The following is an 18,925-nucleotide window of genomic DNA, read 5'->3' on the forward strand; positions in this document are numbered from 1 at the left end:
CCCTGGTTCGGCCGCGCGTCAGGACAGAATCGATCCGCCGAAGTCGTCGTCATCGTCGGCCGGGTCGGGCCGGCGGCGCCGCGGCGGAGGCGGTGGTGGGGTCTGCTGCCGCGGCGGGGCCGGCGGCCCGTCGGTTTCCTCGGGCCCGAAGTGGTGCAGACGATCGGGCTCCGGCGGTGCCGCCGGATCCTCCGGAGGCGGCTCCGGGAACGTGCTCTTCGCGTCGGCCACGAGCTTGTCCCCGGTGCCGTCGCTGCCGAGCGTTTCGGTCGCAACCTGTTGCAGCAGTTCGGGAATCCGCGACTGCGCCTTCTGCACGAGCCGCATCACCTCAGCCGAGACCTCCGCCATCCGCTTGCCGCTCGCGGACTCGGCGATCACGAGGTTCTTCAGCAGTCCCTTGGCGTCGACGGTCACTTCGACCGCGCCGTCCTTCGCCCGTTCCGTGACGGTCTGGCCCTGCACGCGGTCGGCCATCGCCTGGTAGCGCGCAGCCGTTTCCCGCAGCTGCTGCGCCCAGCCGTCGACCATCCGCTGGCTGGCGTCGACGCCGTCGGACATCGGGCCCCCATTCCTCTCGAGCGGTACTTCCCCACAGTGACGGATCGAGCCCGCCTCCGGTTCCGGAGCGGTCCGAATTGATCCGATCGGCCCAGTTTGCCATCCGGGTCAACCGGCCGGCGCGAGGACCAGACCACCACTGTACGTGCTCGAACAGGCCCGCAAGGTAGCGAACGGCCCGTTCGCGACGGTTCGTCGCGAACGGGCCGTTCGTGCGCCCAGCTAGTTGACAGCGGCGCGGAAAGCGGTTCCTGTTGCGCCGCAATCGATCAGCGCAACCGATCAGCGCAGCCGTCAGAGGTTGCCCCGGCGCTCCTGCTCGCGCTCGATCGCCTCAAACAGCGCCTTGAAGTTGCCCTTCCCGAAGCCCAGCGAACCGTGCCGCTCGATGAGCTCGTAGAACACCGTGGGCCGGTCGCCGATCGGCTTCGTGAAGATCTGCAGCAGGTACCCGTCTTCGTCGCGGTCGACCAGAACCTTGTGCTCCTGCAGCACTTCGATCGGGACGCGCACCTCGCCGATCCGCGCGCGCAGCTCGGGGTCCTCGTAGTAGGAGTCGGGCGTGTCGAGGAATTCGACGCCGGCGGCGCGCATCGCAGTGATCGTGGCGATGATGTCGTTGGTCGCCAGCGCGATGTGCTGGCAGCCCGCACCTTCGTAGAACTCGAGGTATTCGTCGATCTGCGACTTCTTCTTCGCGACGGCCGGCTCGTTGAGCGGGAACTTCACGCGGTGGTTGCCGTTCGACACGACCTTGCTCATCAGCGCCGAGTAGTCGGTGGCGATGTCGTCGCCGACGAACTCCGCCATGTTCACGAACCCCATCACGCGGTGGTACCAGTCGACCCAGTAGTCCATCCTGCCGAGCTCGACGTTGCCCACGCAGTGATCCACCGCCTGGAACAGTCGCTTGGGTGCGCCTTCGGGGCGCTTCACCGCGCTCTCGCGCGGCTCGAAGCCCGGCAAGTACACACCGGTGTAGCGGGACCGGTCGATCAGCGAGTGGCGGGTCTCGCCGTACGTCGCGATCGCGGCCATCCGCACCGTGCCGTGCTCGTCGGAGACGTCATGCGGCTCCTCCAGGACCGTCGCGCCCTGCGCGCGGGCGTGTTCGACGCACTTGTCCACGTCCGTCGTCTCGAGCGCGAGGTCGCGCACGCCGTCGCCGTGGCGGCGGTGGTGGTCGAGCAGCGGCGAATCCGGTCGCACGCCGCCGGTGATCACGAACCGCGCCGAGCCCGACTTGAGCACGAACGCCTTGCTGTCCATCCGGCCCGTTTCGGGGCCGGCGTACGCGACGAGCTCCATGCCGAACGCGACCTGGTAGAACCACGCGGTCTGCGTCGCGTTGCCGGCGACGAACACCACCGCGTCGAGAGCCTTGACGGGGAACGGGTCGTTCGTGGCGTCGTGGTCGACGAGCCCCACGAGCTGACGGAGCTGGTCGAAGCTGACGTCGTCGAGCGCACCCTGCGGATCCATGGTGTGGGTCATGTCGGCAAGCATGGGTCCGCCACGGCAAGATGAGCAACGGTCGCCGAATTAGCTGCACAATATGTCCAGCAGTAAGCCGTATGCTGCGGTCAACGTGGACAACCTGTGCAGGGAGAAAACCGTGCTCGACGCGCTCGACGCCCGCCTGTTGCTGCTGCTCACCGACTCGCCGCGGCTGGGCGTGCTCGAATGCGCTCGTCGCCTCGGGGTCGCGCGCGGCACCGTGCAGGCGCGCCTCGACCGGCTGACCGAGCGCGGCATCCTCGGTGGTTTCCCTCCCGAGCTCGACCTTTCCGCGATGGGCTACGGGCTCACCGCGTTCGCCGTGCTCGAAATCGCCCAGGGACGGCGCGGGAGCGTGGCCGAGGCGCTCGCGGCGATCGATGAGGTGTGCGAAGTGCACGCCACCACCGGGCAGGGTGACCTGTTCGTCCGGCTGGTGGCGCGCGACAACGACGACCTGCAGCGCGTGATCGACGACGTCGTCGGCGTCGACGGGGTCCTGCGCACGTCGACGTCGATCGCCTTGTCGACACCGGTTCAGCCCCGGGTGCGCCCGCTGCTGGAGCGCACCGCTCGCGGTTAGAACGCCTCGAGCGTGTGCGCGAGGTAGCGCTTCGCCGAGCGCTGCACGACTTCGTGCCCGTCGTGGTGCACGATCGCGTCCCACCACGCGCCGTAGATCGCGTCGAACGCGTACGGTTCGAGCAGCTCCGCCGCGCGGCGCACGACGCTCGGCCGCTCCGGGATCAGGTTCGGATAGCTGTACATGAACGCGACGTGCGTGCGGTCCGGGATCACCTGCACGATGTCGCCCGACAGCAGTGCCCCGCGGCCCTGCTCACCCGCCGGCCAGTGCAGCACGGTGCCGCCGGTGAAGTGCACCCCGAGGTTGATCAACCGCAGGTCGTCGGCCGCGTCGAGTGTGGTGCCCGACCACAACCGGATCGACGGGTCGGGCCGCCCGATCCACTGCTGGTCGCCCTCGTGCAGGTAGATCGGCGCGTCGAACGCGTGCGCCCACTCGACCATCGACGTGTAGTAGTGCGGGTGGCTGATCGCGATGCCGGTGATGCCACCGAGCTCGGTGATCCGCTGTACCACGGCGTCGTCGAGGTAGGCGGCGCAGTCCCAGAGGAAGTTGCCGGAGCCGGCCCGCACCAGCAGTGCGCGCTGGCCGATCGCGAACTTCGGCGTGGACCCGACCCCGATCAGCCCCGGCCCCTGCTCCTCGATGCGCCCTTCGTACTCCCCGCTCGAACGGAGCGCCGCGAGGTCGGTCCAGGCCTGACCCGTGAGCGGGACGTACTGGCGTACGTCCTCGCAGATCGGGCAATCGGCTCGGGGCTCGGGGTACTGCATGCCGCAGGTGCGGCACATCGGCAGCTCGCTCATCGTGTCCTCCCAGTGGTGTCCCGGGAGCCACGCTAGACCGGTTTCCGCGCACCCGGCCATCGCAGCCGGGCACGCGCGGAAGCGGGACTCAGCTCTCGCTGTAGGGCACTGCCTTGACCAGCGTGACCTTCATGGTCTTGCCGTTGGGCAGCTCGTACTCGCGCGACTCGCCTTCCTTCGCGCCGAGCAGGGCCTTGCCCAGGGGCGACTCGGGGGAGTACACGTCGAGCGCGCCCTCGGCGCCCTCTTCGCGGGTGGCGAGCAGGAACTTCTCCTCCTCGTCGTCACCCTCGTACTTGACAGTGAGGACCTTGCCGGGACCGGCGGTGCCGTCGTCGTCCGGAGCCTCGCCGACCTTCGCGTTGCGCAGCAGCTCCTGCAGGTGGCGGATGCGCGCCTCGGCCTGGCCCTGCTCTTCGCGGGCCGCGTGGTAACCGCCGTTCTCCTTGAGGTCGCCCTCTTCGCGGCTGTCGTTGATGCGCGCAGCGATGACCGGACGATTCTCGATCATTTCGTCGAGCTCGTGCTTGAGCCTGTCGTAGGCATCCTGGGTCAGCCAGGTCACCTTGGTGTCGCTCACGGTCACCATCTCCTCGTCGGGCCTGCCAGGCTTGGGTGTACAAGCCGGCCACCGCACGAGCACACCTCGCCCGCACGGCTGAGATAAAGGAAAAACACGGCCCGCCTCGGGCCGTGCTGGTGTATCAGCGTATCACGGCACGACAGAGCGACGCCGGTCCATTCCGCGCAGCGCGGACACTCACCGCGCATTTCACCCCGTTGGCCGCTATGGGGTTGACATGTAACGTGGTATGGAGTACGAGCAGCCGTACACGTCGGCCGTCACCGGTTCCCCGATGCTCTTCACCACCGTGCTCACCCTGCTGTGGCCGGCCCCGGCGGGAACCAGCACTTCCTTGCGGCCGCTCTCGGCGCCCGATTTGTCCCGAACCCGTACGATGCACACCCCGGCCTTGTCGGGGTCGTCACGCGTGACGTTGATGGTGATCTGCATCGCGTTGCCCGGGCGGGCATCGAACGCCACGCGCTCGGCGTCGATCGACGCCTGGCCGAGGTTGACGTAGGCGATCCACGCCACGGCGCAGCTCACGACCACGGCGACCACGCCGAAAACCCAGCGCTTCCAGCGTTTCGAGCCGGTCTTGGCGGGCGAGCCGTACCGGTCCGCGGGCGGCGCCGGACGGGCGTCACCCGCGGTGGTCGCGGTCTCTCCGGTCTGCAAGTCCGGGCCTCCGGTCGTTCTTGTCGTACCCGTGGGGACAATGGGTGGAGCCCAACTGGGGGCACCACTGCATCGAGTATCCGCGAGCGCTTCCGGCGGCGTGGAGCCGGGGCGGGGTTCGACGGAATAAGGCACACGAAAGGGTCGTTCAGAGCATGGTGCGAGCTGACGAGCTGACGACGGGCGACCGCAACTCAAACCTGCGTCTCATGGCGGTGCACGCGCACCCCGACGACGAATCCAGCAAAGGCGCGGCCACGATGGCGAAGTACGTCGCCGAAGGCCACGAGGTCATGGTCGTGACGTGCACGGGCGGTGAAGCTGGCAGCATCCTCAACCCGGCGATGGACCGGCCCGAGGTGCTCGCGAACATCACGGAGATCCGGCGCGAGGAGATGGCGCGCGCGGCCAAGATCCTGGGGGTCCAGCACCGCTGGCTCGGCTTCGTCGACTCCGGGCTGCCCGAGGGCGACCCCCTGCCACCGGTGCCGGAGGGCTCGTTCGCGGTCGTGCCGCTCGAGGAGTCCACCGAGGCTCTGGTGCGCGTGGTGCGCGAGTTCCGCCCGCACGTGCTCGTCACCTACGACGAGAACGGCGGCTACCCGCACCCGGACCACATCCGCACGCACGAGGTCTCCATGGCCGCCTTCGACGCGGCGGGTGACGCCGACCGCTTCTCCGGCGCCGGCGACCCGTGGCAGCCGCTCAAGCTCTACTACGTGCACGGCTTCTCCCGGTCCCGGATGATCGCCTTCGACACCGCGCTCAAGGAGGCCGGCCTGCCTTCGCCGTACGAGGAGTGGCTCAAGTCCTGGGACCCGGACCGACCCGACATCATGGAGCGGGTGACCACCCGGATCGAGTGCGGTGAATACTTCGAGGTGCGCGACGAGGCGCTGAAGGCGCACGCCACGCAGATCGACCCGACCAGCCGCTGGTTCGCGGTCCCGCTCGAGATCCAGCGCGAGACGTGGCCGACCGAGGAGTACGAGCTGAACCGCTCCCTGGTGGACAGCACGCTGCCGGAGGATGATCTGTTCGCCGGCATCAAGGAGAAGGTGAGCCCATGATTTTCGGTGTGCCGGCCGTCGCGGTGGCTCCGCTGACGGCGTCGGCCCTGTTCCTGGCCCAGCAGCCCGACAGCGGTGACAACGGCGGTCAGGGTGAGGATTTCGGCAAGTCCTCGCCTGTCGGCTTCCTGGTGCTGATCCTGTTCCTGATCGCGGTGGCGTTCCTCATCCGATCGATGAGCAAGCACCTGAAGAAGGTGCCGGCCAGCTTCGGTGAAGAAGAGGGCACGACGGACGAAGCGGGCGAGAAGCCCGAGGTGGACACCGCCGCCGCACCGGACGAGGGAAAGGTGGCCCAGCCGGCTGATCAGGCCAAGGCCAAGTCCGACTGACGCGGGCGTCGTGCCACCCTGGTGGTATGGCGAACCGATTGGCGGGCGCGACCAGCCCGTACCTCCTGCAGCACGCCGGCAACCCCGTCGACTGGTGGCAGTGGGGGCCTGAAGCGCTGGCCGAGGCGCGGCGCCGCAACGTGCCGATCCTGCTGTCGGTCGGCTACGCGGCGTGTCACTGGTGCCACGTGATGGCCCACGAGTCCTTCGAGGACGAGGGCACCGCGGCGCTGATGAACGCGCACTTCGTGAACATCAAGGTCGACCGCGAGGAGCGGCCGGACATCGACGCGGTCTACATGGCCGCCACCCAGGCCATGACCGGCCAGGGCGGCTGGCCGATGACCTGCTTCCTCACCCCCGCCGGCGAGCCGTTCCACTGCGGTACTTACTACCCGCCCTCCCCGCGGCCGGGGATCCCGTCGTTCCAGCAGCTGCTCACCGCCGTCGCCGAGGCGTGGACCGAGCGGCCGGACGACCTGCGCGACGGCGCGAAGCGGCTGATCGGGCACCTCACCGAGCAGAGCGGCCCGCTGCAGGCGTCGGCTGTGGATGCCGGCGCGCTGGCCGCTGCGGCTGAAAAGCTCGCCTTCGAAGCGGACCCGAAGCACGGCGGGTTCGGGACGGCGCCGAAGTTCCCGCCGTCGATGGTGCTGGAGTTCCTGCTGCGCCACCACGAGCGCACCGGCTCGGCCGACGCGCTGTCGCTCGCCGAGTCGACCGCCGTGGCCATGGCGCGCGGCGGCATCCACGACCAGCTCGCCGGCGGCTTCGCGCGGTACTCCGTGGACGCGGAGTGGATCGTGCCGCACTTCGAAAAGATGTTGTACGACAACGCTTTGCTGCTGCGCGTCTACGCCCACCTGGCGCGGCGCGGTTCTTCGTTCGCGCTCGGGATCGCCGAGGGGATCGTGCGGTTCCTCGAGACGGATCTGCGCACGCCGCAAGGCGGGTTCGCGGCCGCGCTCGACGCGGACACCGACGGCGTCGAGGGCCTCACGTACGTCTGGACGCCCACGCAGCTGCGCGAAGTGCTGGGCGACTCCGACGGGGAGTGGGCGGCTTCGCTGTTCTCCGTGACAGAGTCCGGGACGTTCGAAAAGGGCGCGTCGACGCTGCAGTTGCTGCGGGATCCGGACGACGCCGCGCGGTTCGAGCGCGTTCGTTCGGCGTTGCTGGCCGCCCGGTCGGCGCGGCCGCAGCCGGCGCGGGACGACAAGGTGGTGACCGCGTGGAACGGGCTCGCGATCACCGCGCTCGCCGAGGCCGGTGTCGCACTGGAGCGTCCACAGTGGATCGATCTGGCTCGCGACGCGGCTTCGCTGCTGCTCGACGTCCACCTCGTCGACGGGCGGTTGCGGCGGAGTTCCCGGGCGGGTGTCGCCGGCGTGCCGGCCGGAGTGCTGGAGGACTACGGGTGCCTGGCCGACGGACTCCTCGCGCTGCACCAGGCGACGGGCGAGCCGCGGTGGCTGGCGGCGGCCACCGAGCTGCTGGACGTGGCGCTGGCGCACTTCGGGGCTTCCGCGGAAGGGGCCTACCACGACACAGCGGACGACGCGGAAGCCCTGGTGCAGCGGCCGTCCGACCCGACGGACAACGCGAGCCCGTCGGGTGCGTCGGCGCTGGCGGGAGCGTTGCTGACCGCTTCGGCGCTGGCCGGCTACGACCAGGCCGCGCGGTACCGCTCGGCGGCCGACGCGGCGCTGCTTCGCGCGGGCCTGCTGGCTTCGCGCGCACCGCGGTTCGCGGGGCACTGGCTGTCGGTGGCGGAGGCGGCGCAGTCGGGTCCGGTGCAGGTGGCGGTCGTCGGTCCGGACCGGGGCGCGCTGGTCACGGCCGCGGCCCGGCACCTGCACGGCGGCGGCGTGGTGCTGGGCGGCTCTCCGGACGCCGACGGCGTGCCGCTGCTGGCGGACCGGCCGCTCATCGACGGGGCCGCCGCCGCGTACGTGTGCCGGGGCTACGTGTGCGACCGGCCGGTGACGGGCGTCGCCGAGCTCGTGGAGCAGCTGGCGCGCTGAGTTCTGCCCCTGGTGAACGCGGGTTTCCCTCGAGTGTTTTCGGCGTAGCTTGAGTAGCGATGTAATCATGTAATCGCGGAGGCGAGAGACATGTACGCGCACTTCGAGGTGGGACACATGGGACGAGGTTGGAAGGGCCGCGGCGGCTGGCAGCAGGGCGAGGCGCCGTCGGCCGAGGACGCGGCCGCCTGGTTCGCCGGACGCCTCCCGGACGGCTGGTTCACGGGCGACCCGGAGATCACCGTCGACCGCGAGGAGATCGTCATCGTGGGCGAACTGCCCGCCCTGACCGGCGATTACGCCGACGACGCCGCCCGCGCGGCCGCTGAGGACGGGCGCATCAGCCGCTTCCGCGAGGAGACCCGCGACGAGCGCATCGAGATCGCCCGGCAGGCCGAGCACCGCTACCAGCGCAAGGTCGCGTGGGGCGCCCGGCTGGGCGGCACCAAGGCGCTGTTCACGACGCTGTCCGCGCCGGTCATGACCCGGCTGCGCCAGCCCGAACGCCTGGTCCTCGACACCCTCGTGGACGCCGGTGTGGCCCGCTCGCGGTCCGAGGCACTGGCCTGGGCCGTCCGACTGGTCGGCCAGCACGCCGACACGTGGCTCGCGGAACTCCGCCAGGCGATGTCCAAGGTCGACGACCTGCGCTCGAAGGGCCCCGACCTGGGCTGAGTGAAGCGCCTTTCGTGTGGTGTCGTGAGGGGTGTTTCTCGCACGCGTGCGCGTGAGTGGACAGTTCGTGGGCCGGTGTGGATGGTCTGCTCGCGGTCGTACTCGGGTGTTCTGCGGCCCCTCGCGCGGGCGTGTGAATGAGCCTGTCGCGCGCTGCGCGAGCGGGGCTGTTGGTGGGCCGGTGTGGATGGAGGTTGATGGTGCCGGCCGACCCCGGGCTGGCGTGCGATTGGGCCTGTCGTGCGCTGCGTGGAGAGGACCGTTCGTGCGCAGGTGCGAGAGTCCCACTCGTGCCGTTGGTGGGCGGGTTCCGTGGGGCTTGGCGTCGGTGAGTGGCGTGAAGGGTCTCTCGCGCTGCAACGCGAGGGGCCCCCGGCGTGTGTTTGGGCGCGAGGGGGCCTTTCGTGCACCTGAATGAATGTCGCCCTCGTCGGCGCGGGTGGTGTTCGGCCGGTTCTGGGACGGTGCGTGACGTGAATGGACCTGCCGCGCGCGGCGCGAGGGGACCGTTCGTGCACCGGCGCGACTGGGCCTTTCGCGCGCGTGCGCGCGGGAGGACCGCTCGGGGCCCCGAGCGGTCCTCCCGCGTTGCTGACGCGGCGCGCCGGGACCGCTGCGCACCAGAGCGAGAGTCCCGCTCAAGCCCGCAGTCGCCACCGGCCGCGTGGGGTTCGGCGGTCCGTGCGTGTCAGCAGGCCCTCCGTGGTGCGGTCCCCAGTGGCCGCCGTGGCTGTCGGTGAAGGAGGGGGACGGGACGGCGGCCGTGGAGTGCAGGTTGTCGGCCGGGAGCGGGGCGTGGCCGAAGGGCAGGCCGCGCACGGCGGTGGAGCGGGGCGGGATGATGGCGAGCCGCAGGCGGTGCGGGTTGTCCTCGTCGGGGCGGTGGAGGGTGACCGAGCAGTCGAAGGCCGGGGCGTGGCCGCCGTTGTGGACGCACACGACGTAGTCCTCGCGCCGGTCGTGGCGGCAGCCTTCGTCGAGCCACGCCGACACCGACTGCGCCTGTTCCTGCTGCCGCACCTCCGGCTGGTCTTTGCGGTTCAGCAGCATGATTCACACGTACGAAGCAAAGCCGAGCAGGGATCCGGCGCTGCCGATCGCCGAGACCCACGTGGCGGTGACTTGCGAACCCATCGCGGCCGTCTTTCCCCGGCGCGGCACGAGCCAAACGATCGAGTCTTCCTCATCACCTCGACCTGCGATCGCCCCCTCGCTGGGGCAGGCTTACCGGCGAGTAGCGAGGAGGACCCGTGGACATCCCTGCTGTTCCCGCGAAGGTGGACCCGGACGCGCTGACCGCCGTCCTCGACGGCCGCTGGGCCGAGCTGCGGCGCGCCGTGCGCGCACAGATGGCGGCCGAGGACTTCCGCGATCCGGTGGACCTCGACGTCGAAGCGCACCGCGCGCAGGTGCTCGAACAGCTGCGCAAGCTTGCCACCACCGACCGGCCCGCGCTGGGGTTCGACCGCGCCTACGGGGGCAAGAGCGACGTCGGCGGCTCGGTGATGTCGTTCGAGATGCTCGGCCTCGGTGACCTGTCGCTGATGGTCAAGGCCGGCGTGCAATGGGGCCTGTTCGGCGGCGCCGTGCAGCTGCTCGGCACCGAGCGCCACCACGCGAAGTACCTGCGCCGCATCATGGACCTCGACCTGCTCGGCTGCTTCGCCATGACCGAGCACGGCCACGGCTCCGACGTGCAGCACCTGCACTCCACCGCCACCTACGACCCCGCGGCGCGGGAGTTCGTCGTCCACAGCCCGGATCCGGGCGCCACCAAGGAATACATCGGCAACGCGGCGCGCGACGGCCAGGCCGCCGTCGTCTTCGCCCAGCTCGTGACCGGCGGTGAATCCCGTGGTGTGCACGCATTCTTCGTGCCGATCCGCGACGACGACGGCGCGGCGATGCCCGGCGTGACGATCGAAGACTGCGGCCGGAAAGCGGGGCTCAACGGTGTCGACAACGGCCGCCTGACCTTCGATCACGTGCGCGTCCCGCGCGAAGCGCTGCTGAACCGCTTCGGCGACGTCGCCGAGGACGGCACGTACACCAGCCCCATCGAAAGCGACGGCCGGCGCTTCTTCACCATGCTCGGCACGCTCATCCGCGGCCGCGTGAGCGTCGGCGGCAGCGCGGGCAGCGCGACGAAACGCGCGCTGGCGCTGGCCGTCCGCTACGGCGAGCTGCGCCGGCAATTCAAGCGCCCCGAAGGCGACGAGGTCGTGCTCCTCGACTACCACGGCCACCAGCGGAAACTGCTGCCCGCGCTCGCGAAGACGTACGCGCTGCACTTCGCGCAGGAGGAACTCGTCGCGAAGCTGCACGACATCGCGGCCGACGCGCCGGAGGAGGAGCAGCGCGAGCTGGAGTCGCGCGCCGCCGGGCTGAAGGCCGCGAACACCTGGCACGCCACCAAGACGATCCAGGCCGCGCGCGAGGCCTGCGGCGGCGCCGGTTACCTGTCGGAAAACCTGCTGGCCGGCTTGAAAGCCGACACCGACGTGTTCACCACCTTCGAAGGTGACAACACAGTGCTGCTGCAGCTCGTCGCGAAAGGCCTGCTGACACAGTACAAAGAGCACTTCGAAGACCTCAGTCCACTTGCCACAGCTCGGTTCGTCGCAGAGCAGCTCGTGGACGCGGTGCTGGAGCGCACGTCCGCGCGCAAGGTCATCGAGCGCCTCGCGAAGTCCGACGACGCCGAGGTGCTGTTCGACCGCGAATGGCAGCTGAAGCTGTTCGAAGATCGCGAGGGCCACGTGCTCGACGGCGTCGCCAACCGCCTCCGCAAGGCGGCCGACGACCCGTTCGGTGTCTTCAACGCCGCGCAGGACCACGTGCTCGCCGCCGGCCGCGTGCACGTGGAACGCCTTGTGCTGGATGCGTTCGCGCGCGCCGTCGACGCGTGCGCCGATCCCGAAACCAAGGCACTGCTCGCGCGCGTGTGCGACTTGTACGCGCTGTCGGCCATCGAGGAAGACCGCGCGTGGTTCCTGGAACACGGTCGGTTGACGTCGTCGCGCTCCAAGGCGGTGACCGCCGCGGTGAACGGCCTATGCGCCGAGCTGCGCCCGCACGCCAGGACGCTCGTGGACGCGTTCGCGATCCCGGAGCAGTTCCTGGCCGCACCTATGTTGCGGGACTGACCCGGTACCGCCCGGGCGCGATGCCGAAGTGGCGTTTGAACGCGTGGGAGAACGCGTACGGCGGTCCGTAGCCGACTTCGCGCGCGATGGCGGGGAGCGGACGGTCGCCATCGCGCCGGACCACCGCGTCGACGCGCGGGCCGCGCTGCGGCCGGCGCTGGATGCGCTCACCCGCCTGGCCGCCGACGGATTCGCCATCCGGGCCCACCACGAACTCCTCGCCACCGTGAACCCGCCGGCGACGCGACCCGGCGCGCTGACCGCCGACGAAACCCGCATCGCCCGCCTGGCCGCCGACGGCCACACCAACCACGAGGTCGCCGCCCGGCTCGTGCTCAACCCGCGCACGGTGGAATGGCACCTGAGCCGCGCCACACTCGACGTGACTTCGAGAGGGCGCCTGCGCCCGCGTTGGCAGGCGAGCGGCGGAGACCATGCGCCACCACGCGAGGTACGCCATCGGCGCGCGGCCGGTGAGCCAGGTGAAGCGGCGGGCGAGCGTCGCGCGCGACAGGCTGACTTCGGCGGCCAGGTCTTCGAGCCGCCACGGGCGCGCGGGATCGGCGTGCAGCGCTTCGAGTGCGGCCGCGATTTCGGGGTCCGGCAAGGCTTTGGGCCAACCGGCGCCGGGGTGTTCGGCGAACCACGCACGCACGAGGTAAACGAGCAGTAGTCGAGCAGCCCGGCGACGGCGGCGTCCCGGCCGGGGCGCGCTCCGGTCACCTCGCCGCCGGGCAACGTGATGGCCGAGCCCAGCTCGCCGGCGCAGGCGGGCAGGGGCACGACGTCGGGCAGGCCTTCGACGAGGAAGTGTGCGCGCGAGCGGTCGAAGCGGTACTTGCCGCAGAGCAGGTCGGTGGGCCTCGGCCGGATCGTCGACGGCGGTCTCGAACGGGACGGCGGTCTTGCCCTCCGGCGTCGAAGACAGCACGTGGGTGGCGCCGTGGGGCAGGAGGACTGCGTCGCCGGGGCCGAGCTGAACGGGTTCACCGGCGCCGATCAGCCGGCCCGTGCCGCGGAGCACGACGTGGAACCCGGCGCCGGCGTACGGCGCGAACCGGTAGCACCACGCGCCGCCGGCCCGCAGCCGGTTGGCCGACGGCTCGCCCGTGCGCATGACGGCGATCGCGTCGCTGAGGACGTCCATGCTCAGCAGCACACGCGACGTTCGCGCATCGATTGGCGGATTTGACGCATTGGAATGCTCACCAGCGATGGTCAACTTCGAATGCATGATCCAGCTCGGTGAAGTCGAAGTGACCAAGGTCGTCGAGTGGTCGGGCGACATCGCGCCCGTCGGATCGGTGCTCCCGGACACGCCGCCTCGGTTGTGGCGGGACAACGAGCACTGGCTCGCTCCCCACCACTGGCACCCGGCCGCCGATGCGTACCACGCCGCGGTGCAGACGTGGGTGCTGCGCAGCGAGGGCAAGGTCGTGCTCGTGGACACGGGTGTCGGCAACGACCGCGACCGGCCGCAGCTCCCGTTGTTCGACCACCTCGCCACGGAGTTCCTGGCCCGGCTGGCCGCCGCCGGCGTGCGCCCCCGAAGATGTCGACGTCGTGGTCAACACACCTCCGCTACGACCACGGCGGCTGGAACACCCGCCCCGACGGCGAAGGCTGGCAGCCGACCTTCCCCAACGCCACCTACCTGATCCCGCGCGCCGACAAGGACTGGTTCGACCCCCGCACCGCCCACCGCCGCTCCGTCGACCCCGGGCGCCTCCGCGGCCAGCTCGTCTACGCCGACAGCGTCACGCCGGTCCTCGACCGCGCCGTCCTGTGGGAAGACTCCTATCGCATCGACGGCAACCTGGTCCTGGAATCAGCGCCGGGCCACACGCCCGGTTCTTCCTTGCTGCGCTTGACTTCCGGGACGGACCGCGCGGTGTTCGTCGGGGATCTCTTGCACAGCGCCGTGCAGATCCTCGCGCCTGCGCACAGCAGCTGCTTCTGCGAAGACCCGGAATCGGCAGCAGCACTCGACTCCGCGTTCTGAGCCGCGCGGCCGACTCGCGCGAACTGGTTGTCCCAGCCCACTTCACGGGGGCTTCAGCCGTCGAGATCCACCGCTCCGGCGCCGGCTTCTCCATCACCCGCTGGCGCGACGCCACCTGATCGGCCGCTCGTCCGCCTCCCGCGTCCGCGCTACCCTTCGGCCAGGCGACGTTTTCCGACGTCACCCGGGGGTCCCACCCGCACCCACCGGAAGGTCCTGGCCTTGACCGCCACTCGGGGGACCAGCCACGCCACCCTGCTCACCGCCGCCAAAGCCGGCTGGGCAACGACTCTTCGCTACGCACTCCTGGTGCTCGTCAGCCGGGGAACGGTCGGAGCGGCGGTGTTGCTGTTGCTGCGGTAGCCAAGCGTAGAGAGCCAGCCAAATCGCGACGTACTGCGACGACTCAAGCCGTAACAAGGCAGCGAGGCAGCGTGCGGAGTCATGATCCGCGATGACGCCCGTCCTCGCGGCGTATCGGGGTGAGAGTGTTGCTTCGCCTGCGCTTGCCTGCGGCGGTTATCAGCGCGCCGAGCAAGATTCCGGCGACCAGTCCCACGGCCCAGCCGACCTCAACCACCGGGTCGGGTCCGAAAATGGTACAGGTAACGTCGCCGGGCTCGGCCGACAGCCGCCTCGCGGAGGTGACACGGCGGCTCCCGCCACGAGGGCACGTCATCAGGAGCACACCGAGGAACACGGCTGTTTCCGCGGTTCGAAGGACCTGCAGGCGTCGCCGCTCGATCAATGCGACGCCGCAGACGACGGCGGTGGCAAGTCCGGCACAAGCCAGGGTTGTCGCAACGAGGTCAAAGAGCCACATCCAGCTCGTCCACGTTCTCAGCAGAGCCACATGCCGACTCGCGACAGCCTGGACGGCGGAGACACTACGGATGAACCCGGCCGAGGCCGCGCAAGCGACGACCGTGATGACGGCACCAGCACGCAAGTGGCGGACACGCTCGGCTCGGGAAAACGGTAAACCCCAGCTAGGCGTAGAGAGCCAGCCAGATCGCGATGTAATGCGACACCGCCGCCAGCACCGTGCATGCGTGGAAGTACTCGTGGTACCCGAACGTGTCCGGCCAGTGGTTGGGCCACTTCGTTGCGTAGAAGACGGCGCCGAGGGTGTAGAACAGCCCGCCGACGCACAGCAGTACCAGTGCCGGGATGCCCGCGTGGCGAGCGAGCTCCGGCATGACGAAGATCGCCACCCAGCCCAGGGCGATGTAGATCGGCACGCCCAGCCAGCGGGGGGCGTGCGGCCACAGCATCTTCATCGCGACGCCGAGCAGACCGCCGCCCCAGACGATGGCGAGGATGACGTAGCCCGTGGGCTTCGACATGGCCAGGAGGGTGAACGGGGTGTACGTGCCGGCGATGAACAGGAAGATCATCGAGTGGTCGGCGCGCTTCATCCACTTGTACGCGCGCGGGCTCCACAGCCGGCGGTGGTACAGAGCGCTCACGCCGAACACGCCGAGCACCGTCAAGCCGTACACGGACGTCGCGAGGGCGGCCAGGGACGAAACGGTCGAAGCGGCCAGGCTGACGAGCACCGCGGTGCCGGCGACGGCGCCGAAGAAGGACCAGAAGTGGATGTGCCCCCGCAGGCGCGGGCGGGTGTCCACGGGCGCAGGGCCGGACGGTGGGGGTTCGGTCGTCACGCTCACCAGGCCCAGGTTACGGCAGCGTAGGTTTTTCGCCACCCCCCGTGGCGAGTCACACGTGTGACCCGGGGGTGCGTAGGCTCGGGCCACGTGAGCCTCCGGTCTTTCCTGTCCGACGTCGTCTACAGCGTCTACGGCCGCCGCCTGATCCAGCAGGCGGCGGGTCGCCACCCGCGGCACATCGCGATCATGCTCGACGGAAACCGCAGGTGGGCGCGTGAAGCCGGGTTCACCGACGTGGCCGACGGGCACCGCGCGGGCGCCAAGAAGATCGCCGACTTCCTCAGCTGGTGCCGCGAGGCCGACGTCGAGGTCGTCACGATGTGGCTGCTGTCCACCGACAACCTCAACCGCGACCCGGACGAGCTCGAGCCGCTGCTGAAGATCATCACCGACGTCACCGACGAGCTCGCCGCGCCCGAAATGCCGTGGCGGCTGCGCATCGTGGGGGCGCTGGACCTGCTGCCGCTCGAGGTCGCGCAGCGGCTCACGGCCGCGGCGGTGCGCACGGAGGACCGGGCGGGCATGGAGGTCAACGTCGCCGTCGGTTACGGCGGGCGGCAGGAGATCGCCGACGCCGTGCGCAAGCTGCTGCTGCAGCACGCCGACGAGGGCACTTCGATCCGCGAGCTGGCGAAAATCCTCGACGTGGACCACATCTCGGAGCACCTGTACACCTCGGGCCAGCCCGATCCGGACCTCATTATCCGAACTTCAGGCGAACAGCGGCTTTCCGGTTTTCTCCTCTGGCAGTCGGCGCATTCGGAATTCTGGTTCACGGAGGCATACTGGCCCGCATTCCGGCGCGTCGACTTCCTGCGCGCGATGCGCGACTACGCCTGGCGCCACCGCCGCTTCGGCACGTGAGCACCTCTGAAGGCACCCGACCACAGCTGGGGGCGGCAGTGGGAGTCCACAGAGCACTGTCCGCACAGCACAGAAGGAAGGGCCCCGGAGTCGCAACTCCGGGGCCCTTCCTTCGTCTGCCGCGGCTATCAGCCGTGGTGCTCCAGCGAGTGGGCAATCAGCGCCGGGGTGGTGGCGATGCCCGTGTAGGCGCCGGCGACCAGCGACGCGGCGCCGTAGCCCAGCGCGCCGCCGCCTTCGATGAAGGTGGCGTAGGCGTCGCCGAACGTCGGGTCGGGGGTGTAGCCGTGGTCCGCCGGCGAGGCGAACGCCGTCCCGCCGATCATCATCAGGCCCGCGGCGGCACCGGCGACGATTCCAGCCTTCTTCAGCACTTCGCACACTCCTAAGTAGAGATACCTGGGATCCGGGGCACCGAAGTTTCCGGTGGTGTGTCCCGCAGTGAGAAAATTACCTTCTCCGCCGTCGAATTGATCGCCGGGTACTCCCATTGTGTGAGGCCCAAAACGCTCGGTTCACTCGGACCGGTTCAGTGTTCGCGACGCGAAATGCATTCCGCTGCACCCCGTGGTACAAGCCTTTCCGCTGATCTTTCCTACGCACTCGGTGATCTTTTTTCGCTGGTCATCCCGTCGCGTGATCCCCCGTTCGCTCGTCCTGCTCACGCTGCGTGATGCCACGGGGTGTCCGTGTCAGACGACCGACGGTGAGATGACGAGTTGGCGAATCACCTGTGTGGCTGCCTGCACGATCCGCGATCCGTCGGTACCTTCCGGAGGTGAGGGCACGCGTTCCGTGCGGGTCCTCGCGGGAGGCCCTGGTCGTGGCGTTGATCGAGGGGGCGGCGAAGCCGCTCACACGATGCACGAGGGGGCCGGCACCCGGCCCTCGTGGCCGTGCCCGCTGACGCAGCCGGCGTCAGGGAGTGCGGACCCAGCCAGGGAGGTGCCCGGCCCAGCGAGTGCGGGCGTGGGGTGCACACGCCCTCGAGGGAGATGCCGTCGTGACTGCGCAGCGTTCACCCCGCAAGGCCTCTGGCCGTTCTTCGACCGGTGCTTCGGCCCCGGAGAAAGCCTCGATCTCGCCCCAATCCGGGCAGTCCACCTACGTGCTCGACACGTCCGTGCTGCTCTCCGACCCGTGGGCGGTGACCCGGTTCGCCGAACACGCGGTCGTGTTGCCCCTGGTCGTCATCAGTGAACTGGAGGCCAAGCGCCACCACCCCGAACTCGGCTGGTTCGCCCGCGAGTCGCTCCGGCTGCTCGACGACCTGCGGCTCAAGCACGGCCGCCTCGACGCGCCGATCCCCATCGGTGACCTGGGCGGCACCCTGCAGGTGGAGCTCAACCACACGGACCCGTCGGTGCTGCCGGTGGGCTTCCGGACCGACTCCAACGACCACCGCATCCTCGCGTGCGCGCTGAATCTCGCGGTGGAACGGCCGTCGGTCACGCTGGTGACGAAGGACATCCCGCTGCGGGTCAAGGCGGGGGCCGTCGGCCTCGACGCCGACGAGTACCGCGCGCAGGAGGTCACGCCATCGGGCTGGACGGGCATGGCCGACGTGGACGCCCCGCAGCAGCTGATCGACAGCCTCTTCGCGGGCAACACGGCCGACCCGGTCGAATTCGGCCTGCCGGACGTGGGTGAACTGCCCTGTCACACCGGCCTGCGGCTGCTCGCCGGCAGCTCCAGCGCCCTCGGCCGCGTGACGGCCGACAAGCGCATCCGCCTGGTGCGCGGCGACCGGGAGGCGTTCGGCCTGCACGGCCGCTCCGCCGAGCAGCGCGTGGCGCTGGACCTGCTGCTCGACTCCGACGTCGGCATCGTCTCCCTGGGGGGTCGCGCGGGCACCGGCAAGTCGGCGCTCGCGCTGTGCGCCGGGCTCGAGGCCGTGATGGAGCGCCGCCAGCACCGCAAGGTCGTGGTGTTCCGCCCGGTCTACGCCGTCGGCGGCCAGGAACTCGGCTACCTGCCCGGGTCCGAGAGCGAGAAGATGCAGCCGTGGGCGCAGGCCGTGTTCGACACGCTCGGCGCGCTGGTCAGCCAGGACGTGCTCGACGAGGTCTTCGACCGCGGCATGCTCGAGGTGCTCCCGCTGACGCACATCCGCGGCCGTTCCCTGCACGACTCGTTCGTGATCGTCGACGAGGCCCAGTCGCTGGAGCGCAACGTGCTGCTCACGGTGCTCTCCCGCCTCGGCACGGCGTCGCGCGTCGTCCTCACCCACGACGTCGCCCAGCGCGACAACCTGCGCGTCGGCCGCCACGACGGCGTCTCGGCCGTGATCGAGAAGCTCAAGGGCCACCCGCTGTTCGCCCACGTGACCCTCACCCGCTCCGAGCGCTCGCCGATCGCCGCGCTCGTCACGGAGATGCTGGAGGACCACGGCTGATCCGCACGGGTGCCTGCCCGTCCCGGATTGGGGCGGGCAGGCACCCGGTAG

General features: G+C 70.0%; 19 protein-coding genes and 1 pseudogene. 12 read left to right on the forward strand and 8 right to left on the reverse strand.

The features are described from left to right. Nucleotides 1-18: 18 nt before the first annotated feature. Both I6J71_RS03970 and hppD read right to left on the reverse strand, forming a co-directional pair. Nucleotides 19-561 (reverse strand): YbaB/EbfC family nucleoid-associated protein, encoded by a 543-nt coding sequence (locus I6J71_RS03970; protein ID WP_204093480.1) that lies wholly within the window; start codon nt 559-561, stop codon nt 19-21. A 294-nt stretch (nt 562-855) separates the two neighbouring features. Then, complete coding sequence (hppD, locus tag I6J71_RS03975) at nt 856-2,055, reverse strand: 4-hydroxyphenylpyruvate dioxygenase (RefSeq protein WP_204093481.1); 1,200 nt, start codon at nt 2,053-2,055, stop codon at nt 856-858. Nucleotides 2,056-2,176: 121 nt separating this feature from the next. Between hppD and I6J71_RS03980 the strand changes: the two genes are divergently transcribed. Then, nucleotides 2,177-2,641, forward strand: coding sequence for an Lrp/AsnC family transcriptional regulator (locus I6J71_RS03980; RefSeq protein ID WP_204096857.1), 465 nt, complete (start codon nt 2,177-2,179; stop codon nt 2,639-2,641). On the opposite strand, the gene I6J71_RS03985 is transcribed toward I6J71_RS03980, so the two are convergent. The 3 genes from I6J71_RS03985 to I6J71_RS03995 all read right to left on the reverse strand — a co-directional run bounded on the left by I6J71_RS03985 (nt 2,638) and on the right by I6J71_RS03995 (nt 4,693). Continuing rightward, the gene (locus I6J71_RS03985) at nt 2,638-3,450 is read right to left on the reverse strand and encodes an MBL fold metallo-hydrolase (RefSeq protein ID WP_204093482.1); all 813 of its coding nucleotides are present in this window, start codon (nt 3,448-3,450) and stop codon (nt 2,638-2,640) included. The genes I6J71_RS03980 and I6J71_RS03985 overlap by 4 nt on opposite strands. 88 nt (nt 3,451-3,538) lie before the next feature. Then, nucleotides 3,539-4,039, reverse strand: a complete 501-nt coding sequence (gene greA, locus I6J71_RS03990) for a transcription elongation factor GreA (RefSeq protein ID WP_204093483.1) — start codon at nt 4,037-4,039, stop codon at nt 3,539-3,541. A 198-nt stretch (nt 4,040-4,237) separates the two neighbouring features. Then, nucleotides 4,238-4,693 (reverse strand): DUF4307 domain-containing protein, encoded by a 456-nt coding sequence (locus I6J71_RS03995; RefSeq protein WP_204093484.1) that lies wholly within the window; start codon nt 4,691-4,693, stop codon nt 4,238-4,240. Nucleotides 4,694-4,848: 155 nt separating this feature from the next. On the opposite strand from I6J71_RS03995, the gene mca reads away from it, so the two are divergent. The 6 genes from mca to I6J71_RS50285 all read left to right on the forward strand — a co-directional run bounded on the left by mca (nt 4,849) and on the right by I6J71_RS50285 (nt 12,613). Further along, nucleotides 4,849-5,763, forward strand: coding sequence for a mycothiol conjugate amidase Mca (gene mca / locus I6J71_RS04000; RefSeq protein WP_204093485.1), 915 nt, complete (start codon nt 4,849-4,851; stop codon nt 5,761-5,763). After that, on the forward strand, nt 5,760-6,095 hold the full coding sequence (locus I6J71_RS04005) for a hypothetical protein (protein ID WP_204093486.1): 336 nt from the start codon (nt 5,760-5,762) through the stop codon (nt 6,093-6,095). Before mca ends, I6J71_RS04005 begins: the two co-directional genes overlap by 4 nt. Nucleotides 6,096-6,121: 26 nt before the next feature. Next, nucleotides 6,122-8,119 carry a thioredoxin domain-containing protein gene (locus I6J71_RS04010; RefSeq protein WP_204093487.1) on the forward strand — a complete coding sequence of 666 codons (1,998 nt, stop codon included), beginning with the start codon at nt 6,122-6,124 and terminating at the stop codon, nt 8,117-8,119. Nucleotides 8,120-8,236: 117 nt separating this feature from the next. Next, nucleotides 8,237-8,794 carry a hypothetical protein gene (locus I6J71_RS04015; protein WP_204093488.1) on the forward strand — a complete coding sequence of 186 codons (558 nt, stop codon included), beginning with the start codon at nt 8,237-8,239 and terminating at the stop codon, nt 8,792-8,794. 1,250 nt (nt 8,795-10,044) lie between these two features. Then, nucleotides 10,045-11,940, forward strand: coding sequence for an acyl-CoA dehydrogenase (locus tag I6J71_RS04020; protein ID WP_204093489.1), 1,896 nt, complete (start codon nt 10,045-10,047; stop codon nt 11,938-11,940). Between the two features lie 226 nt (nt 11,941-12,166). After that, nucleotides 12,167-12,613, forward strand: a complete 447-nt coding sequence (locus tag I6J71_RS50285; protein WP_370542193.1) for a helix-turn-helix transcriptional regulator — start codon at nt 12,167-12,169, stop codon at nt 12,611-12,613. A 24-nt stretch (nt 12,614-12,637) separates the two neighbouring features. Here the strand turns inward: I6J71_RS50285 and I6J71_RS50290 are convergent. Then, nucleotides 12,638-13,228 (reverse strand): annotated as a pseudogene (locus tag I6J71_RS50290) (cupin domain-containing protein); the annotation flags it as partial. On the opposite strand from I6J71_RS50290, the gene I6J71_RS50295 reads away from it, so the two are divergent. From I6J71_RS50295 to I6J71_RS04040, 3 genes are all read left to right on the forward strand, one after another. After that, a complete protein-coding gene (locus tag I6J71_RS50295) occupies nt 13,173-13,598 on the forward strand; it encodes a hypothetical protein (RefSeq protein WP_370542270.1) in 426 nt (141 codons plus the stop codon). The pseudogene I6J71_RS50290 and the gene I6J71_RS50295 overlap by 56 nt on opposite strands. After that, nucleotides 13,493-13,942: an MBL fold metallo-hydrolase gene (locus I6J71_RS50300; RefSeq protein ID WP_370542074.1), complete on the forward strand. Its 450-nt coding sequence runs from the start codon at nt 13,493-13,495 to the stop codon at nt 13,940-13,942. Before I6J71_RS50295 ends, I6J71_RS50300 begins: the two co-directional genes overlap by 106 nt. A 222-nt stretch (nt 13,943-14,164) precedes the next feature. Continuing rightward, nucleotides 14,165-14,305: a hypothetical protein gene (locus I6J71_RS04040; protein WP_204093490.1), complete on the forward strand. Its 141-nt coding sequence runs from the start codon at nt 14,165-14,167 to the stop codon at nt 14,303-14,305. Between the two features lie 626 nt (nt 14,306-14,931). Here I6J71_RS04040 and I6J71_RS04045 read toward each other — a convergent pair. Next, nucleotides 14,932-15,573 (reverse strand): hemolysin III family protein, encoded by a 642-nt coding sequence (locus I6J71_RS04045; RefSeq protein ID WP_204096858.1) that lies wholly within the window; start codon nt 15,571-15,573, stop codon nt 14,932-14,934. Nucleotides 15,574-15,702: 129 nt separating this feature from the next. Between I6J71_RS04045 and I6J71_RS04050 the strand changes: the two genes are divergently transcribed. Continuing rightward, nucleotides 15,703-16,479 (forward strand): isoprenyl transferase, encoded by a 777-nt coding sequence (locus I6J71_RS04050; RefSeq protein ID WP_204093491.1) that lies wholly within the window; start codon nt 15,703-15,705, stop codon nt 16,477-16,479. Between the two features lie 128 nt (nt 16,480-16,607). Here the strand turns inward: I6J71_RS04050 and I6J71_RS04055 are convergent, their stop codons facing one another. After that, nucleotides 16,608-16,853, reverse strand: a complete 246-nt coding sequence (locus tag I6J71_RS04055; protein ID WP_204093492.1) for a hypothetical protein — start codon at nt 16,851-16,853, stop codon at nt 16,608-16,610. Between the two features lie 734 nt (nt 16,854-17,587). Between I6J71_RS04055 and I6J71_RS04060 the strand changes: the two genes are divergently transcribed. Beyond that, on the forward strand, nt 17,588-18,874 hold the full coding sequence (locus I6J71_RS04060; protein WP_204096859.1) for a PhoH family protein: 1,287 nt from the start codon (nt 17,588-17,590) through the stop codon (nt 18,872-18,874). Nucleotides 18,875-18,925 lie beyond the last annotated feature (51 nt).

This window comes from Amycolatopsis sp. FDAARGOS 1241 (assembly GCF_016889705.1).
GTDB lineage: Bacteria > Actinomycetota > Actinomycetes > Mycobacteriales > Pseudonocardiaceae > Amycolatopsis.

What these genes read in the sequence shown, in the direction of transcription:
- I6J71_RS03970 (WP_204093480.1), bottom strand. Translation starts at nt 561, where the DNA reads ATGTCCGACGGCGTCGACGCCAGCCAGCGGATGGTCGACGGCTGGGCG.
- hppD (WP_204093481.1), bottom strand. Translation starts at nt 2,055, where the DNA reads ATGACCCACACCATGGATCCGCAGGGTGCGCTCGACGACGTCAGCTTC.
- I6J71_RS03985 (WP_204093482.1), bottom strand. Translation starts at nt 3,450, where the DNA reads ATGAGCGAGCTGCCGATGTGCCGCACCTGCGGCATGCAGTACCCCGAG.
- greA (WP_204093483.1), bottom strand. Translation starts at nt 4,039, where the DNA reads ATGGTGACCGTGAGCGACACCAAGGTGACCTGGCTGACCCAGGATGCC.
- mca (WP_204093485.1), top strand. Translation starts at nt 4,849, where the DNA reads ATGGTGCGAGCTGACGAGCTGACGACGGGCGACCGCAACTCAAACCTG.
- I6J71_RS04005 (WP_204093486.1), top strand. Translation starts at nt 5,760, where the DNA reads ATGATTTTCGGTGTGCCGGCCGTCGCGGTGGCTCCGCTGACGGCGTCG.
- I6J71_RS04010 (WP_204093487.1), top strand. Translation starts at nt 6,122, where the DNA reads ATGGCGAACCGATTGGCGGGCGCGACCAGCCCGTACCTCCTGCAGCAC.
- I6J71_RS04015 (WP_204093488.1), top strand. Translation starts at nt 8,237, where the DNA reads ATGGGACGAGGTTGGAAGGGCCGCGGCGGCTGGCAGCAGGGCGAGGCG.
- I6J71_RS50295 (WP_370542270.1), top strand. Translation starts at nt 13,173, where the DNA reads ATGATCCAGCTCGGTGAAGTCGAAGTGACCAAGGTCGTCGAGTGGTCG.
- I6J71_RS50300 (WP_370542074.1), top strand. Translation starts at nt 13,493, where the DNA reads ATGTCGACGTCGTGGTCAACACACCTCCGCTACGACCACGGCGGCTGG.